The organism is Mesobacillus stamsii (assembly GCF_030814065.1).
Taxonomy (GTDB): Bacteria; Bacillota; Bacilli; order Bacillales; family Cytobacillaceae; genus Mesobacillus; species Mesobacillus stamsii.
This window is the reverse complement of record NZ_JAUSUN010000001.1, coordinates 168,785-186,732: the sequence shown is the minus strand read 5'-3', so window position 1 is coordinate 186,732 and position 17,948 is coordinate 168,785. Positions and strand designations below refer to the sequence as shown.

Below are 17,948 nucleotides of genomic sequence, written 5' to 3'. Positions count from 1 at the left end.
TTGGGAATGGAAACGAAGGTTCAAGTTAAGTCAGATATTGAAATTGCCCGTGAAAGCCAAATGGACCCGATAGTTGAGATTGCAGCGAACATAGGACTTTCTGGCGATGATATCGAGATGTTCGGCAAGTATAAAGCAAAGCTGTCTACAGAAGCTTTGACGAAATTGAAAACAAAGGAAAGCGGCAAGATTATTCTTGTTACTGCGATTAATCCAACTCCCGCTGGGGAAGGAAAATCGACAGTGACGGTCGGACTCGCCGACGCTTTAAATAAGCTTGGACAGAAAACAATGATTGCGATGCGAGAACCATCACTCGGACCGACGATGGGGATCAAGGGCGGCGCAACAGGAGGCGGTTATGCACAAGTGCTTCCAATGGAAGATATCAATCTACACTTTACTGGCGACCTGCACGCCATAACTACAGCCAACAATGCACTGGCTGCTTTGATTGATAATCATCTTCAACAGGGAAATAAACTGAATATTGACCAACGCAGAATCGTCTGGAAGCGGGCGCTTGATTTGAATGACCGTGCCCTGCGGAAGGTGATCATTGGACTTGGTGGGCCGCTTCAAGGAGTACCGCGGGAAGATGGATTCGATATCACGGTAGCTTCTGAAATTATGGCAGTGTTATGTCTTGCAAGCGACCTGAAGGACTTAAAAAGACGTCTATCCAAAATGGTTATAGCCTATAATTTTGACAAGCAGCCAGTTACTGTCGGTGATCTAGGAGTGGAAGGCGCACTGACGCTTTTGCTGAAGGAAGCCGTTAAACCCAATCTTGTCCAGACGATTGAACACACTCCCGCATTGATACATGGCGGCCCATTTGCTAATATTGCACATGGCTGCAACAGTGTCATCGCAACAGAAGCAGCATCAAAGCTAGCAGATTTTGTGGTAACCGAAGCGGGATTTGGTGCAGACCTCGGAGCTGAAAAATTCTTAAATATCAAAGCAAGAACTCCCGGAATCGATCCATCAGCGGTTGTCATCGTTGCTACCATCCGGGCGCTGAAAATGCACGGGGGTATGAAGAAATCAGACTTGAAAAACGAGAATATACAGGCCATACAGGCTGGTTTTACAAATTTGCAAAAGCACGTGGAAACGATTGCGAGCTTTGGATTGCCGTATGTAGTTGCAATTAATCGTTTTATTACCGATACAGAACTCGAAACAAATACACTTCAGGAAATGTGTGAGAAAGCAGGCATACCAGTTGCGTTGACAGAGGTTTGGGAAAAAGGCGGTGCAGGTGGATTAGAGCTTGCTAAGACTTTGCTCGATGTGATAGACAAACAGGAAAATAACTTTGCTCATCTTTACGATCTTTCCGATTCGCTTGAGGATAAAATCAAGAAGATTGCAACTCGGGTTTATGGTGCAGCTGGAGTCGAATTTTCACCAAAGGCTAAGAAACAACTCTCGGATTTTGAGGAATTTGGCTGGGGTGTGCTGCCAATCTGTATGGCAAAAACGCAATACTCTTTGTCAGATGATCCGCAAAAACTTGGGCGTCCATCCGGATTCACCATCGCAGTAAGAGAATTGAAACCATCCGTTGGAGCAGGATTCATTGTTGCCATGACAGGGGAAGTGATGACGATGCCTGGACTTCCTAAATTGCCTGCTGCACTGAATATGGACGTGGATGAAGATGGGAATGCGGTTGGCCTATTTTAGTCATCCTAATCAAATATGCCAGCCTTCCGTTTGGGAGGCTGGTTTCTAACTTTCGGAACTTGGATTGGAGGGAGCATTTTGTTTGACCCAACAGCCTTTGAAAACATTAAAGTTGTAATCGAAGGAGAAATATATGATAGGGATTTGAGCGGAAAAATCAAGGTTGTTGATCGGAATGACTGGATCAATACGGCTAAGCTGTCGCGAAAGTATGAAATTACTTTTACAGTGAACGGCTACAAAGAAGAAGAAATCGCAGCAATTCTGACTTTGGAGGCAGGTTTGGAGAACCTTTCCGCTGAATTATTATCAAGCGGAAAGGCGAATCATCTTGCTGGATGCATAGTCGATATATCCTTTTCATTGCTGCATCGAAATGAAAAGCTTGTTTTTCAATCTATACAGGAAGATCTGGAAGAGATCTGGGGAAAGGACAGGGAGATCGTCCAATTTATCAAGACTACCCCTCTCGCAAAAAGTCAATTGGTTAGAAATTTTTCTACAGTATCATTTAACCGCCTTGTTTATGAGGAGCAGATGGATGATTTAACTGAAATGATTGACTATATGATTGACTCTTTGAAAAAACTAAAAAAATTATTAGTTGTATAATAATTCTTGCTTTCCCAGGCAGGAATTTTTGTTTTGTTTTCAGAATAACCTAGTATAACCTACTTCGTAAAATATTCTCGGATGTAAGGAAAAAATAGAATTTTGGGGGGATTGTATGGGAAAAATAGCTTGGGTTACAGACAGTACTGCCTATCTCGATGAGGACTTGCTGAACAATCCTGACGTCTACCAGGTACCAATGACGATTGTTTTAGATGATGTTGAATACCTGGATGGCAAGGACTTAACTGCCAAAGAATTATACGAGAAATTAAAGTCAGTGAAAACTCCACCAAAAACGTCCCAGCCGCCAGTTGGTGTTTTTATGGAATTATATGAAAAACTTGAGGGGAAATATGATCTGGTTTTCTCCGTTTTGATTTCCTCGAAATTAAGCGGAACAGTTGCATCCAGTGTACAAGCAGCACAAGCTGTAAACATACCTGTCATCACTATTGACTCAAAAACGCTTACCTATCCGTTGACATCGCTCTTAAAAAGGGGGATTATTTTGGCTGAGCAAGGTGCAGAGGCTGAGGAGATTAAGGAACAGCTTGAAATCATTCGTGATTCAAATGAAACCTATGTGATGATTGGCAGTCTGGAACAGCTGCATCGCAGTGGAAGAATGTCCGGGCTGCAGTTTTATCTTGGCAGCATGCTCAACATAAAACCAATCATCAGCATTGAAGACGGTGCGCTGAAAACGAAGGAAAAGGTACGTAGTGACAAGAAGGCTCGCGAAAAAATATTTGAATATTTAAAGGCCTCCCATAAGAAATTCGGAGTAAGCGAAGTATTTATCCTCTATGGACTTCACAAAGAAACTGCAGATGAATGGCAAACTCAGCTAGAAGGAATATTCCCGGATATTCGATTCTTTAGCTGCCCGATTGGAGCAGTAATTGGCGTCCATGCCGGTGAACACACGATCGGAATCAGCTGGAACACCTTCAAAAAATAAGTGCTATTTGGCACTTATTTTTTTTGCCTAGCTCCGCCATTCCTTTTACTCTATTGCCAGCGGAGGAGTATGGTAAAATAAGTTCGACAGGAAAGTGGGTGCACGATATGAATGAGTTGATCAAAATCACAGAGGAATTTGTGAAAAATCAGCTGAAGGGAGATTCTTCTGGACATGATTGGCATCATATTGACCGGGTTAGGAAGAATGCCCAGCTGATTTGGCGCAAGGAACAGCAAGGGGATTGGTTTATCATCGAAATGGCTGCCTTGCTTCATGATATACCGGATGATAAATTGAATGAATCGGAAGCAGCCGGATGGGAAAAGCTGGATTCGTTTTTGCAAAGCATAGAATTAGATCGTGACACAGCTTCAAAAATTAAGAGCTGTATTTCAACGGTGTCTTTTAAAGGCGGAAGGCAGCTTGAACTCAACAGCATCGAAGCAGAAATCGTTCAGGATGCAGATCGTCTTGATGCCCTTGGTGCTATCGGGATTGCGAGGACTTTTGCTTTTGGAGGCAAGAAAGGCCATCTAATTTATGAACCGAATTTTAGTATCAGAGGAGAGATGACACTTGAAGAATACAGAAATGGCAACAGTTCTTCGGTCCATCACTTCTATGAAAAGCTTTTGAGGTTAAAAGACAGGATGAATACAGCGCATGCAAAACAATTAGCTGAGGAAAGGCATCGGTTTATGGAGGTTTTTCTGGAACAATTTTATAGTGAATGGAATGGTACGGCATGAAAATGATCACGATTGAAAACGTGACAAAGACTTACGGAGAAAAAGAACTGTTCAACAGCATCAGCTTTACAATCGGCGAGCGGGAACGCATTGGATTGATCGGAGTCAACGGTACCGGAAAATCCTCTCTGCTGCGGATTGTAGCAGGGATGGACCAGCCGGACACTGGAGAGTTGTTTCTGGCAAAAGACTATAAAATATCCTTTTTATCGCAGCAGCCTGAAATGGATCCGGAAAAAACAGTCCTTGATCAGGTGTTCAGCGGAGAAGCTCCAATCTTGGAGCTGCTGCGCCAATATGAAATGATTCTTGCAGAGTTAGGTCGAAAGCCAGATGACTTAGCAATTCAGCAACGATTTTATGAGTTGCAACGGAGAATGGACAGTTCTGATGGCTGGGATGCCAATACTGCAGCAAAATCGATTTTAATGCAACTTGGGATTTCGGATTTTACCCGAACAATTGCGGAGTTATCCGGTGGTCAGAAAAAACGTGTCGCACTCGCACAGGTATTGATTGAAGCTCCAGATCTGCTGATCCTCGATGAGCCAACCAACCATCTAGACTATGAAACAGTCAAGTGGCTGGAAGATTATTTATCCCGCTACTCTGGATCCCTTTTACTCGTTACCCATGACCGGTACTTTCTGGATAGAGTGACGAACAGAATTTTTGAACTGGACGGAGGAAACCTTTACAGCTATAAAGGCAACTATGCCAGTTTCCTGGAAGCAAAAGCGATTCGCGAGGAAAATGAAGCAGCCACAGTTGAGAAGAAGAAGAACCTGTTCAGACAGGAACTGGAGTGGATCCGGAGAGGAGCAAAGGCTAGGACAACAAAACAGAAGGCGAGAATCCAACGTTTTGATCAATTGGATGAAGAAGTATCAAATGGAAAGTCAACTGAAAAACTGGATATCTCTTTAAGTGGGAGCAGGCTTGGAAAACAAGTACTTGAATTGAAAGATGCTACCAAAAAATACGAGGACAAACTTATTCTTAACGATTTCCATTTGCTCGTGAAGCCGGGTGACAGGCTGGGAATTATCGGCCGAAATGGAACAGGAAAATCGACTCTACTGAATATCCTGTCGGGAAGAGTTGATCTTGATTCTGGCGAAATCATCACGGGCCAGACAGTTAAAATTGTCTATTATACACAAGAAAATGAAGACTTGGATGAGAATAAAAGGGTCATCGAATATCTGAAGGAAACGGCCGAAATGGTCCATACAACCGATGGAAAAATAATTTCGGCGGCACAAATGCTTGAGCGATTCCTATTTCCGCCATACGCACATGGTACCTTGATCAGAAAGCTTTCAGGTGGGGAGAAACGTCGGCTCTATCTGTTAAAGCTGTTGATGGAAGAACCGAATGTGCTCCTGCTCGATGAACCTACTAACGATCTGGACACACAGACTTTAACGGTGTTGGAGGATTATTTGGAGGAATTTCCTGGTGTCGTGATCACCGTATCCCATGACCGTTATTTCCTTGATAAAGTTGTTGACCTGCTGTTAGTATTGGAAGGAAATGGCCGGACAGGCCTTTATTACGGCAATTATACTGATTACCTGGAGAAACGTCCGAAAGCTGATTCTGTTTCTTCCCCGACGAAGAAAGAAAAGGTGGAGCAGCCTGAAAAACCAAAGAAAAAGAAATTAAGCTTCAAAGAGCAAAAAGAATGGGCGGAAATCGACGAGGAGCTTTCCAATACGGAAGCCCGCCTTGAAGAAGTGCAGACAGAAATGGTTAATATAGGAAGTGACTTTGAAAAAGGCCAGGCCTTGATGAAGGAGGCAGAAAAATTGAATGAACACCTAGAATACTTAATTGAAAGGTGGAGCTATTTATCTGAGCTCGTTGACGAATAAGATCGAGATTTTATGCTCCATTCTCTCGCCCTAAATGCGATTGTTCTTATAGTATGATAAAATGGCTTCAATCCTGAAAAAATAAAGGGGTGAGAATATGAAGATTTTATCAATTGAACCAACGCCAAGCCCAAATACCATGAAAATCAATTTAGATGAAGCCCTCCCTATGGGCAAAAGCAATAATTATAAAAAAAACGAAGCCGCCGGGGCACCGGAGGTCGTGAAAAACATATTGGAAATTGAAGGGGTAAAAGGAGTTTACCACGTGGCAGACTTTTTGGCAGTCGAACGAAACGCTAAATTTGACTGGAAGGTCATTCTTCCTGAAGTAAGGAAAGCGTTTGGTGAAGAAGAACAGCAATCCGAAAATGATGCACTAAAAAGCAATGACCACTTTGGCGAAATCAAAGTTCAGGTCCAGATGTATAAAGGACTTCCAATGCAGGTTAAGCTTACTGATGGAACGGAGGAGCATCGGTTTGGACTCCCAAAAATATTTGCAGAAAAAATCGGTCAGGTCCAGACTCCCGAAGATAATGTCGTAATGGTCCGAAGATGGAAAGACCTAGGTGTCCGCTATGGTGAATTTGAGGTGATTGGCAAGGAGGTTGTCGAAGAACTAATCGCCGCTTTCCCATCAGAAAGACTAGAGGATCTGGTCAGGTTAGCGAATAATCCAGGACAGGAAGCTCAGTTGAAAGCGGCAAAAAAGAAGGTTCGGATAATGGAAGCGGATCTGGACAATCCTGATTGGCGGATCAGATATCAGCTCCTTGAACAAATGGACGCCCCGACAATCGAAGACCTGCCTGTACTTGAAAAAGCGTTACACGATGAGAAAGCATCGATACGCCGCCTGGCAACAGTGTATGTAGGAATGATAGAGGATAAAGAATCATTGCCTTTATTGTATAAGGCACTGAAAGATAAAACCGTTACGGTTCGGAGGACAGCAGGTGATTGCTTATCGGATCTAGGGTTACCGGAAGCCACGGACGCAATGATGGAAGCTCTGACAGATCCAAGCAAGCTGGTCCGCTGGCGAGCTGCCATGTTCCTGTTCGAGGTTGGGGATGAGCGGGCATTGCCTGCATTAAAGCAAGCTGAAGATGATCCCGAATTTGAAGTAAGCATGCAGGTGAAATTGGCGATTGCCCGGATTGAGCATGGCGAAGAAGCTAAAGGGTCAGTATGGAAACAAATGACAGAATCAAGGAATCGATAATCTACAAATAGATTATTGCGTTTGCGCTAACGAATATAGTATGCTAACACTGCAACCAATGTTTGGGAGGGATTATTATTTATGTCAATGGCATATGAAGAATATATGAAGCAAATGGTTAAGCCGATGCGTGAAGAATTGACTCGCACAGGTTTCAAAGAATTGCTTACTGGAGCTGAAGTAGAAGAGTTCATGGAAAATGTGCAGGGTACCACTTTGGTCGTTGTTAACTCCGTATGCGGCTGCGCAGCTGGTCTTGCCCGTCCATCAGCTACACGGGCCATTTTAAGAAGTGAAAAGAAACCAGATCATTTGATTACGGTTTTTGCCGGCCAGGATAAGGAAGCGACAGCAAAAATGCGTGACTATTTTACAGATCTTGAGCCATCTTCCCCGTCAATGGCGTTGTTGAAAGGAAGAGAAGTAGTGCACTTTGTTCCTCGTCATGATATCGAAGGCCAGCCAATTGAAGCCATCATGGAGAATTTACTTTCGGCTTTTGAGGCGAATTGCTAAACTTAACTGTAAGGTGCACGCAGCTTTCTATCTTTAATCAACCTTATTAAAGTGAATCAGATTTGCCAATCGGGAAGGGATGTCAATGACGTCCCTTTCTTTTTTTCATCCAGGAGGTGTTTGTTGTGTTTGTGACTACTGCTGGCAGAACTGATGAACAAATGACAGCTCAGGCAAAAATGATTGCGACCGAGCTTGGAACGGAATTTATTCCAAGGAAAAAAACATCCGTTTCCAAGCTTCAGGAACAGATAAAGGACGACTGCCTCGTAGTAGGGAAGGAAAGGCTAGAGCTTTTTCCTTTAGGGGAAATCGAGCCGTTCTTTTTTCATCCGAATTCGGCGATGTTTCGAATCAAAAGACTTATGAGTGGGGAACGAGATCCGCTAATTGAAGCAGCACAATTGCATGAGGGGATGAGTTTCCTGGATTGTTCGCTCGGTCTTGGTTCTGATAGCATCGTAGCCAGTTTTATTGTCGGTGAAAAAGGTTCTGTTACTGGAATCGAGGCAAGCAAAGAACTTTCCTATTTAGTGAAGAGAGGCTTGGACACATGGGAATCTGGAATCGAACCGATCAATCGGGCGATGCGAAGGATTCATGTAAGGGAAGGGTACTCATTAGGTAGTTTGAAAAAAATGGAGGATAATAGCATTGATTGTGTTTATTTTGACCCAATGTTTGATGTATCGATCCTTGAGTCGGATGGGATCAGGAGTTTAACAAAGTTTGCCGTTTATGAGGGGCTTTCGGATGAATTGCTGTCTCACGCTACGCGTGTTGCCAGCAAGAGGGTGATTCTCAAAGATCATTTCAGAAGTTCAAGGTTTCAAGAATTCGGTTTTAGAGTAATCATTCGGAAATCAGCGAAATTTCACTATGGGGTGATAGACAAAGACAGAAACGGTATATTCAGTTTTGACGGACAATAAATAAGAAGTATTTACTGTCCGTTCCCATAAACTTGACCGCTCAGTCGGCAATCGATAAATAAACAAAATAAGCTAAAAGAAATAGACTGACAGATAACGCTATCCACTCCAAAGTTTTAACCCCCTTTCATCAAGTCTCTAATCTTTCCTTTTTCCCATTTTAAAAAAGATTGAAACCTATCTTACACATATTCGCATAACAAGTTATAATGATAATAAGTATTGTCCTGCTTTTTTAAAAAATAGGACAGGCTGTAAAATTTACTCCATGAAAACAGTTCACTATCTTTCTATTTATATAAGGATGTGATTAAAATGCCTGCATGGCTCCGTAAATCGTTCGTTGTCATCATATCTCTTGTTACTTTTGGGTTGGTTTCTCCAGCGCAGGTGAATGGGTTTTTGACACCTACTGCGGAAAGAACGGATAAATCAACTGCTGCTGAAACAGTATTCATAGATTCATTTGACGACAAATTAGATGAAGAGACGGAAAAGAATCAGTTTATTGACAGGACAGTGAGGGAAGCGGAACTTCAGTCTTTCGAGAAATTCGGCGGAAAAATTGGACCTGCGATTGAAAATGAATTTAGGCAGACAATCTTGCCGAACATTGAAAAGGCAATTGAAATGGTAGCCGAACAATATCCGGGAGAAAAACTCAGTACCCTGCGCATTACAGAAATGCCTGGAGGCGGCGAGTCAGAAAAGATCTTTCATATTATTGGTGACGATAACAAAGACATTATTCGCTTCCATGTCAGAAGGGACCAGCCGCCAAAGGATGGCCATTGGTTTAACTTTCATTACCATACCTATCACGACGGGTTTCAGAGCCATTATGAGCTGGGAAGAATCTACTGGGCCAAGGACACTCCTCCAAAATGGAAAAGCTGACTCGCCTTTTTCCTGAATTTATCAGCCAGAAAGTAAGCAAACATATGGTATAATCTTAATAGATTCCTAATGTATGCTCATTTGTAGTGATTTATTCAGGAAATTCCCTAAAGAAAGGGGATATATGCATGCGAAAGGTTTTTCAATTATTCGTGGTTATCATTCTTTCTTTTTCCCTTCTAGGAAGCTCAAATGCCAATATGGATGGCATTTTTCTTTCTGAATACCCAAAACAATCTATATTATATGAATCTTTAGCTCCTGGGGCCGTCCGTCTAGCAGGGAGCTTTGTCGTGATTCCAGAAGATGACTTTGATCAGGTGGAAGCAGCCAAGATAATCGAGCGACTCACCCTTCTGCCTGACTCGATGATTAAGAAAGCAATCGAGCAAAATATTACCGTTCGATTATTTGAAGGCAACCTCACGGATAATCCAACGGCCAGTCATTTAAAAGGAGTGATTCCACGGGGCTACACATCTAAACGGACTTGGGATCAGGTTCCGGGAATCGGAGGATCCAGAGTTGTGCTTGTGAAAATTGGCAGCAGTGAAAAGGGCAAGGGGCATGGATCCGTCAACCTTGAATTGCATGAATTAGCGCACTCACTCGACCGCTATGTCTATGACGGAATCAGAGAGGAAGAACGGTTCCTGTCAATATGGAAACAAGAAAGCAGTTGGCTTTTTCCGGGCAACCCATATTTCAACGATTATCCAGAAGAATATTTTGCTGAAAGTTTTGCGATGTTCTATATTGGCGGGATGTCAGCCCAATTATTGAAGGAGGAAGCACCGCAAACCTATCATTATATTGAAGGTCTAAATTAGTATTTTTCAAGAATTTAAGCAAGAATTCAAGCGAGGAACACTTTCTTCCTTCCGCTTTACCTGCTAAAATAGATAGAAACAAATTGAAGGTTTTTGAAGGTAGGGAGATCATGAAACAATATCTAGAATTATGTAAACATGTCTTGGACACAGGTGTGAAAAAAGAAGATCGTACCGGTACAGGAACAATCAGTACGTTCGGCTACCAGATGCGTTTTAATCTCCAAGATGGGTTTCCGCTGTTGACGACGAAAAAGCTACACCTGAAATCAATCATTCATGAATTGCTTTGGTTTTTGAATGGGGATACGAATGTCAAGTACTTACAGGACAACGGTGTTAGGATATGGAATGAGTGGGCAGATGAGCAGGGAGAACTTGGACCTGTGTACGGTCATCAATGGCGTTCATGGCAAGGAGCAGATGGAGAAACTGTAGACCAGATTTCGGAGTTGATCCAAACCATCAAAACAAATCCAGATTCAAGACGGATGATTGTGAATGCATGGAATGTGGCGGAAATAAAGAATATGGCATTGCCACCTTGTCACTGCATGTTCCAGTTTTACGTTGCGGATGGCAAGCTTTCGTGCCAGCTATACCAGAGATCAGCAGATGTTTTTCTTGGTGTGCCGTTTAATATAGCATCCTATGCGCTTCTGACACTAATGGTTGCCCATGTATGCGGCCTAAAGCCCGGAGAGTTTGTGCATACCTTAGGTGATACCCACATATATTCCAACCATGTGGAACAAGTAAAACTCCAGCTGACAAGGGAACCGAAACCATTGCCGCAAATGAAGCTGAATCCTGATGTCAAATCGATCTTTGATTTTAAGTATGAAGACTTCGAATTGGTTCATTATGAAGCACATCCTCATATTAAAGGGGTTGTCAGTATATGATCTCATTGATTTGGGCAATGGATGAAAATAGAGTTATTGGATACCAAAATCAGCTTCCTTGGAGGCTTCCTGAGGATTTGAAGTTTTTCAAGCGTGTAACGATTGGACATCCGATCGTGATGGGAAGAAAAACATTTGAGTCGATAGGCAAACCGCTCCCTAATAGGGAAAATATAGTGTTAACACGGGAACAAGGCTATAGATGTGAAGGCTGTACTGTCATGAACTCGATGGAAGAGTTTAGAGAGTACGCAAAGCATCAAGAAGAAGAACTATTTGTCATTGGCGGTGCGGAGATTTTTAAAGAAATATTGCCGGAAGCAGATCGGCTCTATTTGACGATGATTCATCATCAGTTTGAAGGGGATACCTTTTTCCCTGTTTTTGACATTGAAAAGTGGCACCTTCAAACGAGGGAAGTTGGTCCAAAGGATGAAAGGAATCCTTACGAGTATGAGTTCCTTATTTTCGAACGAAAATAGCATTCAATCGCAAATTATCCTCGGCTGGATTGCTTTTTGTCAAAACGAATGGGCATAGAGTCCTGCGTTGTTTTTGTCGCCTGATAGAAACTCACTAGGAAGTCTGATGCATACGATTTGCTTGACCAAGGCAGATAAAGCAACAAAGCCACTGCTTTACGCAGCGGCTGATTCATCTTTTAATTTGTGGAGGACGGAGCAGTGGATGTGTTATTCGAATTGGGAAAGGCTACTCATCATCTTCGTGAACTCTGCTGGAATGCAAAAATCCTCAGGTTTCAAATTATTCCGTATCCATTTCACCATTTCCATGGGGTTGTTAAAAAACTCTCCACTCGTATCACTTTTGCGGATCATATAGCGTCCGTTGTCTTCGTCGAGGGTTACTTCTACCGGCAACGCCCCATCATAACTGTTTAAATTAAATTCCATATGATAACTCCCTCCAGAGCTTTTTGGTTATTATCTGTTATTCTACGCTTATTTTATTCAATGTAAAGCCTAAGATTACAAATATTTTAAAAATTCAATCGACAAACCGATTTTTTGTGATATAATGAACAAATTAATTATTTGCAAAGTGAGGGTGACAGGAGATGGAACAGAAAACAGTAAAAGGAAAATGGGTAAGTGTAGAGGATATTCTTATTGCCTATCGGCATCTTAAAGAGATTGTTGCCCATACTCCGTTGCAATTAAACGAACGATTATCAGAAAAATATGAAGCTGATATCTATCTGAAACGAGAAGACCTGCAGCATGTCCGTTCTTTTAAACTGAGAGGAGCGTATTACGCAGTTAGGTTACTATGGGAAAATGGATTAGAAAGCGGAGTTGTCTGTGCGAGTGCAGGAAATCACGCTCAGGGAGTAGCGTACGCCTGCAGACAGCTCGGTGTAAACGGAAAAATTTATATGCCTGCAACGACACCAGGTCAAAAAATCAGTCAGGTGGAAATGTTCGGCCGTGAATTCATTGAAATCATTCTCGTTGGGGATACTTTTGATGATTCATACCGCGAAGCGCTCGAATGTGCTAAGAAAGATAATAGGGAGTTTATCCACCCATTCGATGACGAAAATGTCATTGCCGGACAAGGGACAGTTGCCGTGGAAATTCTTAATGATAGTCAGGATACTGTGGATTATGTCCTCGCAAGTATTGGCGGCGGAGGCTTGATGGCTGGATTGAGCACATACATAAAAAGTGTTTCCCCTGCTACAAAGCTGATTGGTGTCGAACCAAGCGGTGCTGCGTCCATGAGTGCAGCTTTTGACAGAAACGGACCAATTCCCCTAGAATCAATTGATACATTTGTGGATGGTGCTGCTGTTAAATGTGTAGGCAGCAAAACCTATGAAATTTGCAAGGAAAATATTGATGGACTCGTGGCAGTTCCAGAAGGGAAGGTCTGTACTTCTATTCTCGAATTATATAATGAGCATGCCATTGTTACGGAGCCGGCTGGAGCTCTGCCAATTGCCGCTCTAGACTTTTTGAAGGAAGAGATTAAAGGGAAATCGGTCGTTTGTGTAGTCAGTGGCGGCAATAATGACATCGGCAGAATGCAGGAGATCAAAGAAAGATCTTTGCTTCATGAAGGCCTGCTACATTATTTCATTGTCAATTTTCCTCAACGAGCTGGGGCCTTGAGGGAATTCCTCGATGATGTTCTTGGCCCAGGAGATGATATTACCAGGTTTGAATATACAAGGAAAAATAATAAAGAAAGCGGGCCTGCGCTTGTTGGTATTGAATTAAAAAATAAACGTGAATACAATAGGCTCATTGCAAGCATGGAAAAAAAGGGATTTGCCTTCATGGAATTGAATAAGGATCATCAATTGTTTAATTTACTGGTATAATATTTAAAATAGATAATCGAGCACAAATGGTATAAAATAGGAATGTGACACACAGGTGGAACATTGGGAGCTTTGTGAATTTCTTATGAACTTTCACAGTATTCCCCCATTTAGTGGATGAAAAGAACTATAATCATAGTAGATTTACAATATGAAAAAGGAGATGTTGATATGTTATCAAACATCGGAGTTCCTGGATTAGTCTTAATCCTTGTCTTAGCGCTCATTATCTTTGGACCAAAGAAACTTCCTGAGGTTGGTCGTGCATTTGGTCAGACGCTTCGTGAATTCAAGAAATCAACTCGTGAATTGACAAGTGATGTTATGGATGAACTGGAAGATGAGAAAAAGGAAATTACCAAAGTTACTAAATAAGGTGTAAGATGCTTTTGTCTTACCCCTTTTTCTTTCGGGGGCAGATCTTGCAGCCCTAATAAGAAAATTGAAATGCAACAAATGGAATTGGCAGGGGATTGTTATGGAAGATAAAGAATTAAATCTGGTGGATCATCTTGATGAGCTAAGGAACAGGCTAATTGTCTCTGCAGTTGCCTTTCTTCTTTTCTTTGGCTTAGGCTTTTATTTTGTCAAAGAGATTTATCATTTCTTTGTCCGCGACTTGGAAGTAAAGTTAATAGTCCTTGGGCCGAGCGATATAATCTGGATTTACTTCATGATCGCTACGATCATTGCAATTGCTGGCACAATACCGGTACTCGCTATACAAATATGGCTGTTCGTAAAGCCTGCTCTCCGGCCAATTGAACGAAAACTATCCCTTTCGTACATTCCAGCACTGTTTATCCTATTTATTGTTGGGCTTGCATTTGGCTATTTCGTGATATTTCCGACAGTCCTAAGTTTTCTGGTTGAATTGAGCGGGGACATGATGGTCACAAACTTTACAGCGGAAAAGTATTTCAAGTTCATCATGAATATGACAATCCCGTTTGGAGTTTTATTTGAACTGCCGGTTGTCGTAATGTTTTTGACGTCACTTGGAGTGATAAATCCATATGTTTTAGTGAAAGTCAGAAAGTATGCATACTTTATCCTAGTAGTCATCTCAGTAGTGATTTCCCCTCCGGATTTCATGTCAGATATACTGGTGACGATTCCACTGCTGTTTTTGTATGAGATTAGCATCAATTTGTCCAAAGTGGTATACAGACGGAAGCTTAAGAAGGAAAAAGAGTGGCAGGAGAAATATGGGGATATGGAGGACGAGGAATCTTAACTTTCCCCTATGAGCGAAAAAATCGTCTAAAAACGCATGGAGATTCCCATGCGTTTTTTGTCGGTACATTGTAAAAAATCAGCTTACTGTATAAGTGTATTTTTTTTTATAATCAGCGTAAACAGACATATTTCGACCAGTGTTTGATGTATAATATAAACAAACGGGGATAAAAGAGGATTGATATTTTGTTATTCAAAAGCCTAGAGTTCAAAAACGTTGTTGGACAGAAGGTTAAAGTCGTGGAAATTCCTGTATTAGAAGAAGAAAGTTTGTTTTATTTTATGATCCAGGTCCGTTTGCAATCTTTTATTACAGCAATCTATCAGGAAAGAAACGCAAAAAAGTTTTATTCGTTTAAAGAGTATTTAAAGAGAGTAATGAAATGGCCGGATTATGAGCAGCTGTTCCAATCCGCAAAATTGAAAAACAACGCATGATTTTTTGGAAGCGCCCCTAGTGGGCGCTTTTGTTTTTTAGGATAAAAACACTAAGTTATATTCGGTTTTTTGCCATTATTTTCAACCCAGTCCATATAATTTTACATGGGGGTGCTGGCAATGGCAAAAAAGGTGCTTTTCTTAAGTGATTTTGGAATTGATGATAATATTGCTATTTTATATGCGTTTTTTAACAAGGAAATCGAGATAGTTAGCATAGTGGCTGATTACGGGAATGTTTCAAAGCAGGATGCGCTTCGAAACGCTGCATACTTACAGAGACTTACAGGTAGACATGATGTTCCGGTCTTTGCAGGTGCTGAACTTCCGTTAACAGGGGACCCGCCAGAATATGTACCAGAAGTGCATGGAGTTGCAGGGCTAGGTCCTATCATCCCTGATATTATAGTCGATGATACACTAGAAAACTTTCATGGTATCCAGGAAATCATTGAAAAAAATTTGGATGAGATTATTATTGTAAACGTTGGCAGGCTTTCCTCTTTGGCAGCTGCGTTCATCCTTTATCCTGGAACCATGAAAAAAGTAAAGGATTTTTATATTATGGGGGGCGTTTTCCATGAACCGGGAAATGTTACACCAGTTGCAGAAGCAAATTTCTTTGGTGATCCATACGCAGCGAATATTGTCATTACACAAGCAAGAGCACCAATCAAGATCATCCCTCTTAATGTCACAAGCGGAGCAATTGTAACACCTGCGCTTATTAACGAGCTGGATGTTTATTATCAATCAATCGGCAGCAAAGTAGGAAGTATTGTAAAACCTATGTTTGATTATTACTATAAATTTTATAAGCAGCGAAATCCTGAATTGACAGGGGCGCCACTCCATGATGTTCTTACACTTTGGGCCTTACTGAATGAGGAGAAGATTGTTTACCGTAAAGTACCCGTTAAAATTGTCGTGAATCGCGGCGAGGCATTCGGCCAGAGTATCGGAGATTTTAGAAACACGAACAGTAAGGCTAAATTCCCAGTCCACCAAGTAGCTGTCAGTTTTCATTATCCCGACTTCATCAAAGATTTCTTCATCACGATGAAAAATTCCTAAAGATTAGCGAGACAAATTGAATATAGTCCATTTCATCCTCCTCGTATCTTTTTCTTTCCTCTCTCCATCTCGTCTGCTAAAATTGGTAATGGACTATATAAGAAATTGCAGGTGATGAACGTGAAAAAGGGAATTTTGCTGATCATCATGGCTGCTGTTGCGGTTTTTGCAACGGCCTGTGGAAACAGCGGATTAAAGGATGGAGTCAATTATCCGATTGAGGATTTCGCCTTTACGACTCAAGCTGGTGAACAGCTTAGCAAAGACGATTTAAAAGGGAAAGTGTGGGTTGCCGATTTTGTTTTCACGAACTGTACAGATGTTTGTCCGCCAATGACAGCCAATATGGCCAAACTTCAGGATATGATCAAGGAAGAAAAACTTGAAAATGTAGAAATTGTGTCCTTTAGTGTAGATCCAACTGTCGACAAACCTGAGATTCTTAAAGAATTTGGCCAGAAGTTTAAAGTGGATTTCAGTAATTGGTCATTCTTGACCGGTTACAGCCAGGAAGAAATCGAAAAATTCGCGCTTGAAAACTTCAAAGCCCTCGTCAAAAAACCTGAAGAAGGAGATCAGGTCATTCATGGCACAGACTTCTATTTGATCGATCAAGAGGGAGTAGTTAGGAAATATTATACCGGTTTGAATGAAGTACCGTTTGAACAGATTATCAAAGACATAAAAACTCTACAATAGGCCAAATATCAGGCCTGTTTTGGTATTTTGCGCAAGCGATCTGTTTTGAACAAATCCCTTCAAGCAAGTAGAAATGGTATGAGGATCATCTTTTTCACAGGTAGGTGACAAATATTGCATCATAAATTCACCTTACTATATTTCCTGATCATTCTGCTTTTAGGAGCATGCAATCCGTTTGATAATCTGCAAAAAGGGAATTTCCATAATGTAAGGAAAACGGGGTTGGAAATCAAAGAAGCATTGCCGGTTTCATTTTTCCCGAGGGAATTGGCTATTGTTGCAGCTGGGGACTCTCTGACACAGGGAGTTGGTGGCAGTAGGAAGTCGGGCGGATATATACGGTATCTTGAAGAAAGTCTTGAAAAGGAAACATTCATCAGAAAAGCTAGTTTTGAGAATTTTGGCGTAAGGGGTAACAGATCGGACCAGCTGTTGAAAAGATTGGAAAATAAAACTTTGCAATCCTCTATAAAAGAAGCTGATTTGATCATTTTAACAATCGGCGGGAATGATTTGATGGAGGTTATAAAAGCCAATTTTTCTAATCTTAGACTTGATCATTTCCAAATCGGACAGAAGGTATTTGCTGAACAGCTGCAAGACATATTTTCGACACTTCGTCATTCAAATCCTAACGCTCCTATTGTGTTAGTGGGACTTTATAATCCATTTTTCACTTGGTTTGCTGATGTTGCGGAAATGAATCAAATAGTCGATGCTTGGAATGGGGAAAGCAAATCAATAGTAGAACAGGACGGCAATGCTTATTTTGTCGACATCCATGATTTATTTTTGAGTAACGGAGAGACCCTTCTGTACACTGATTATTTTCACCCTAATGACCGGGGATATCAGTTAATTGCCGATCGGATTTATGAACTGCTTGATGAACAGGTCCTTGATTCGCTGAATGATTAGAATGGAGAAGAGGAGTTACAAC

General features: G+C 41.5%; 20 protein-coding genes. 19 read left to right on the top strand and 1 reads right to left on the bottom strand.

Features of this window, described 5'->3' with window-relative positions; translation table 11 throughout:
* Positions 1–6: 6 nt before the first annotated feature.
* The 12 genes from J2S25_RS01005 to J2S25_RS00950 all read left to right on the top strand — a co-directional run bounded on the left by J2S25_RS01005 (position 7) and on the right by J2S25_RS00950 (position 11,690).
* Positions 7–1,695, top strand: a complete 1,689-nt coding sequence (locus J2S25_RS01005; protein ID WP_307190999.1) for a formate--tetrahydrofolate ligase — start codon at positions 7–9, stop codon at positions 1,693–1,695.
* Positions 1,696–1,773: 78 nt separating this feature from the next.
* Positions 1,774–2,307, top strand: coding sequence for a hypothetical protein (locus J2S25_RS01000; RefSeq protein ID WP_307190998.1), 534 nt, complete (start codon positions 1,774–1,776; stop codon positions 2,305–2,307).
* Positions 2,308–2,422: 115 nt separating this feature from the next.
* Positions 2,423–3,271, top strand: coding sequence for a DegV family protein (locus tag J2S25_RS00995; protein ID WP_044393269.1), 849 nt, complete (start codon positions 2,423–2,425; stop codon positions 3,269–3,271).
* Positions 3,272–3,378: 107 nt separating this feature from the next.
* The gene (locus J2S25_RS00990; RefSeq protein WP_307190997.1) at positions 3,379–4,023 is read left to right on the top strand and encodes an HD domain-containing protein; all 645 of its coding nucleotides are present in this window, start codon (positions 3,379–3,381) and stop codon (positions 4,021–4,023) included.
* Positions 4,020–5,900 (top strand): ABC-F family ATP-binding cassette domain-containing protein, encoded by a 1,881-nt coding sequence (locus tag J2S25_RS00985; RefSeq protein WP_307190996.1) that lies wholly within the window; start codon positions 4,020–4,022, stop codon positions 5,898–5,900. The genes J2S25_RS00990 and J2S25_RS00985 overlap by 4 nt, the downstream gene beginning before the upstream one ends.
* Before the next feature lie 97 nt (positions 5,901–5,997).
* A complete protein-coding gene (locus tag J2S25_RS00980) occupies positions 5,998–7,128 on the top strand; it encodes a conserved virulence factor C family protein (protein ID WP_044393273.1) in 1,131 nt (376 codons plus the stop codon).
* Positions 7,129–7,209: 81 nt separating this feature from the next.
* Complete coding sequence (locus J2S25_RS00975) at positions 7,210–7,644, top strand: BrxA/BrxB family bacilliredoxin (RefSeq protein WP_307190995.1); 435 nt, start codon at positions 7,210–7,212, stop codon at positions 7,642–7,644.
* 125 nt (positions 7,645–7,769) lie between these two features.
* The gene (locus J2S25_RS00970; protein WP_307190994.1) at positions 7,770–8,576 is read left to right on the top strand and encodes a class I SAM-dependent methyltransferase; all 807 of its coding nucleotides are present in this window, start codon (positions 7,770–7,772) and stop codon (positions 8,574–8,576) included.
* 315 nt (positions 8,577–8,891) lie between these two features.
* Positions 8,892–9,473 (top strand): YpjP family protein, encoded by a 582-nt coding sequence (locus J2S25_RS00965; protein WP_044393280.1) that lies wholly within the window; start codon positions 8,892–8,894, stop codon positions 9,471–9,473.
* A gap of 128 nt (positions 9,474–9,601) precedes the next feature.
* Positions 9,602–10,303, top strand: a complete 702-nt coding sequence (locus J2S25_RS00960) for an anthrax toxin lethal factor-related metalloendopeptidase (protein ID WP_307190993.1) — start codon at positions 9,602–9,604, stop codon at positions 10,301–10,303.
* Positions 10,304–10,413: 110 nt separating this feature from the next.
* The gene (locus J2S25_RS00955; RefSeq protein ID WP_044393285.1) at positions 10,414–11,208 is read left to right on the top strand and encodes a thymidylate synthase; all 795 of its coding nucleotides are present in this window, start codon (positions 10,414–10,416) and stop codon (positions 11,206–11,208) included.
* Positions 11,205–11,690 carry a dihydrofolate reductase gene (locus tag J2S25_RS00950; RefSeq protein ID WP_044393287.1) on the top strand — a complete coding sequence of 162 codons (486 nt, stop codon included), beginning with the start codon at positions 11,205–11,207 and terminating at the stop codon, positions 11,688–11,690. Before J2S25_RS00955 ends, J2S25_RS00950 begins: the two co-directional genes overlap by 4 nt.
* Before the next feature lie 210 nt (positions 11,691–11,900).
* Here the strand turns inward: J2S25_RS00950 and J2S25_RS00945 are convergent, their stop codons facing one another.
* Positions 11,901–12,122: a hypothetical protein gene (locus J2S25_RS00945; protein WP_044393289.1), complete on the bottom strand. Its 222-nt coding sequence runs from the start codon at positions 12,120–12,122 to the stop codon at positions 11,901–11,903.
* A 164-nt stretch (positions 12,123–12,286) separates the two neighbouring features.
* Between J2S25_RS00945 and ilvA the strand changes: the two genes are divergently transcribed.
* From ilvA to J2S25_RS00910, 7 genes are all read left to right on the top strand, one after another.
* On the top strand, positions 12,287–13,555 hold the full coding sequence (gene ilvA / locus J2S25_RS00940) for a threonine ammonia-lyase IlvA (protein ID WP_307190992.1): 1,269 nt from the start codon (positions 12,287–12,289) through the stop codon (positions 13,553–13,555).
* A 171-nt stretch (positions 13,556–13,726) separates the two neighbouring features.
* The gene (locus J2S25_RS00935; RefSeq protein ID WP_044393293.1) at positions 13,727–13,930 is read left to right on the top strand and encodes a twin-arginine translocase TatA/TatE family subunit; all 204 of its coding nucleotides are present in this window, start codon (positions 13,727–13,729) and stop codon (positions 13,928–13,930) included.
* Between the two features lie 103 nt (positions 13,931–14,033).
* On the top strand, positions 14,034–14,792 hold the full coding sequence (gene tatC, locus J2S25_RS00930) for a twin-arginine translocase subunit TatC (RefSeq protein WP_044393295.1): 759 nt from the start codon (positions 14,034–14,036) through the stop codon (positions 14,790–14,792).
* A 188-nt stretch (positions 14,793–14,980) separates the two neighbouring features.
* Positions 14,981–15,232 carry a DUF2535 family protein gene (locus tag J2S25_RS00925; protein WP_044393297.1) on the top strand — a complete coding sequence of 84 codons (252 nt, stop codon included), beginning with the start codon at positions 14,981–14,983 and terminating at the stop codon, positions 15,230–15,232.
* Between the two features lie 120 nt (positions 15,233–15,352).
* Positions 15,353–16,306 carry a nucleoside hydrolase gene (locus J2S25_RS00920; protein WP_307190991.1) on the top strand — a complete coding sequence of 318 codons (954 nt, stop codon included), beginning with the start codon at positions 15,353–15,355 and terminating at the stop codon, positions 16,304–16,306.
* Between the two features lie 114 nt (positions 16,307–16,420).
* On the top strand, positions 16,421–17,005 hold the full coding sequence (locus J2S25_RS00915) for an SCO family protein (protein WP_128721523.1): 585 nt from the start codon (positions 16,421–16,423) through the stop codon (positions 17,003–17,005).
* 114 nt (positions 17,006–17,119) lie between these two features.
* The gene (locus J2S25_RS00910) at positions 17,120–17,926 is read left to right on the top strand and encodes an SGNH/GDSL hydrolase family protein (RefSeq protein WP_307190990.1); all 807 of its coding nucleotides are present in this window, start codon (positions 17,120–17,122) and stop codon (positions 17,924–17,926) included.
* The last annotated feature ends 22 nt before the right edge of the window (positions 17,927–17,948 follow it).

Bases quoted from the DNA above. Each gene is read 5' to 3' on its own strand.
- J2S25_RS01005 (WP_307190999.1), top strand. From the start codon at position 7: ATGGAAACGAAGGTTCAAGTTAAGTCAGATATTGAAATTGCCCGTGAA.
- J2S25_RS00995 (WP_044393269.1), top strand. From the start codon at position 2,423: ATGGGAAAAATAGCTTGGGTTACAGACAGTACTGCCTATCTCGATGAG.
- J2S25_RS00990 (WP_307190997.1), top strand. From the start codon at position 3,379: ATGAATGAGTTGATCAAAATCACAGAGGAATTTGTGAAAAATCAGCTG.
- J2S25_RS00985 (WP_307190996.1), top strand. From the start codon at position 4,020: ATGAAAATGATCACGATTGAAAACGTGACAAAGACTTACGGAGAAAAA.
- J2S25_RS00980 (WP_044393273.1), top strand. From the start codon at position 5,998: ATGAAGATTTTATCAATTGAACCAACGCCAAGCCCAAATACCATGAAA.
- J2S25_RS00975 (WP_307190995.1), top strand. From the start codon at position 7,210: ATGTCAATGGCATATGAAGAATATATGAAGCAAATGGTTAAGCCGATG.
- J2S25_RS00965 (WP_044393280.1), top strand. From the start codon at position 8,892: ATGCCTGCATGGCTCCGTAAATCGTTCGTTGTCATCATATCTCTTGTT.
- J2S25_RS00960 (WP_307190993.1), top strand. From the start codon at position 9,602: ATGCGAAAGGTTTTTCAATTATTCGTGGTTATCATTCTTTCTTTTTCC.
- J2S25_RS00955 (WP_044393285.1), top strand. From the start codon at position 10,414: ATGAAACAATATCTAGAATTATGTAAACATGTCTTGGACACAGGTGTG.
- J2S25_RS00950 (WP_044393287.1), top strand. From the start codon at position 11,205: ATGATCTCATTGATTTGGGCAATGGATGAAAATAGAGTTATTGGATAC.
- J2S25_RS00945 (WP_044393289.1), bottom strand. From the start codon at position 12,122: ATGGAATTTAATTTAAACAGTTATGATGGGGCGTTGCCGGTAGAAGTA.
- ilvA (WP_307190992.1), top strand. From the start codon at position 12,287: ATGGAACAGAAAACAGTAAAAGGAAAATGGGTAAGTGTAGAGGATATT.
- J2S25_RS00935 (WP_044393293.1), top strand. From the start codon at position 13,727: ATGTTATCAAACATCGGAGTTCCTGGATTAGTCTTAATCCTTGTCTTA.
- tatC (WP_044393295.1), top strand. From the start codon at position 14,034: ATGGAAGATAAAGAATTAAATCTGGTGGATCATCTTGATGAGCTAAGG.
- J2S25_RS00920 (WP_307190991.1), top strand. From the start codon at position 15,353: ATGGCAAAAAAGGTGCTTTTCTTAAGTGATTTTGGAATTGATGATAAT.
- J2S25_RS00915 (WP_128721523.1), top strand. From the start codon at position 16,421: ATGAACGTGAAAAAGGGAATTTTGCTGATCATCATGGCTGCTGTTGCG.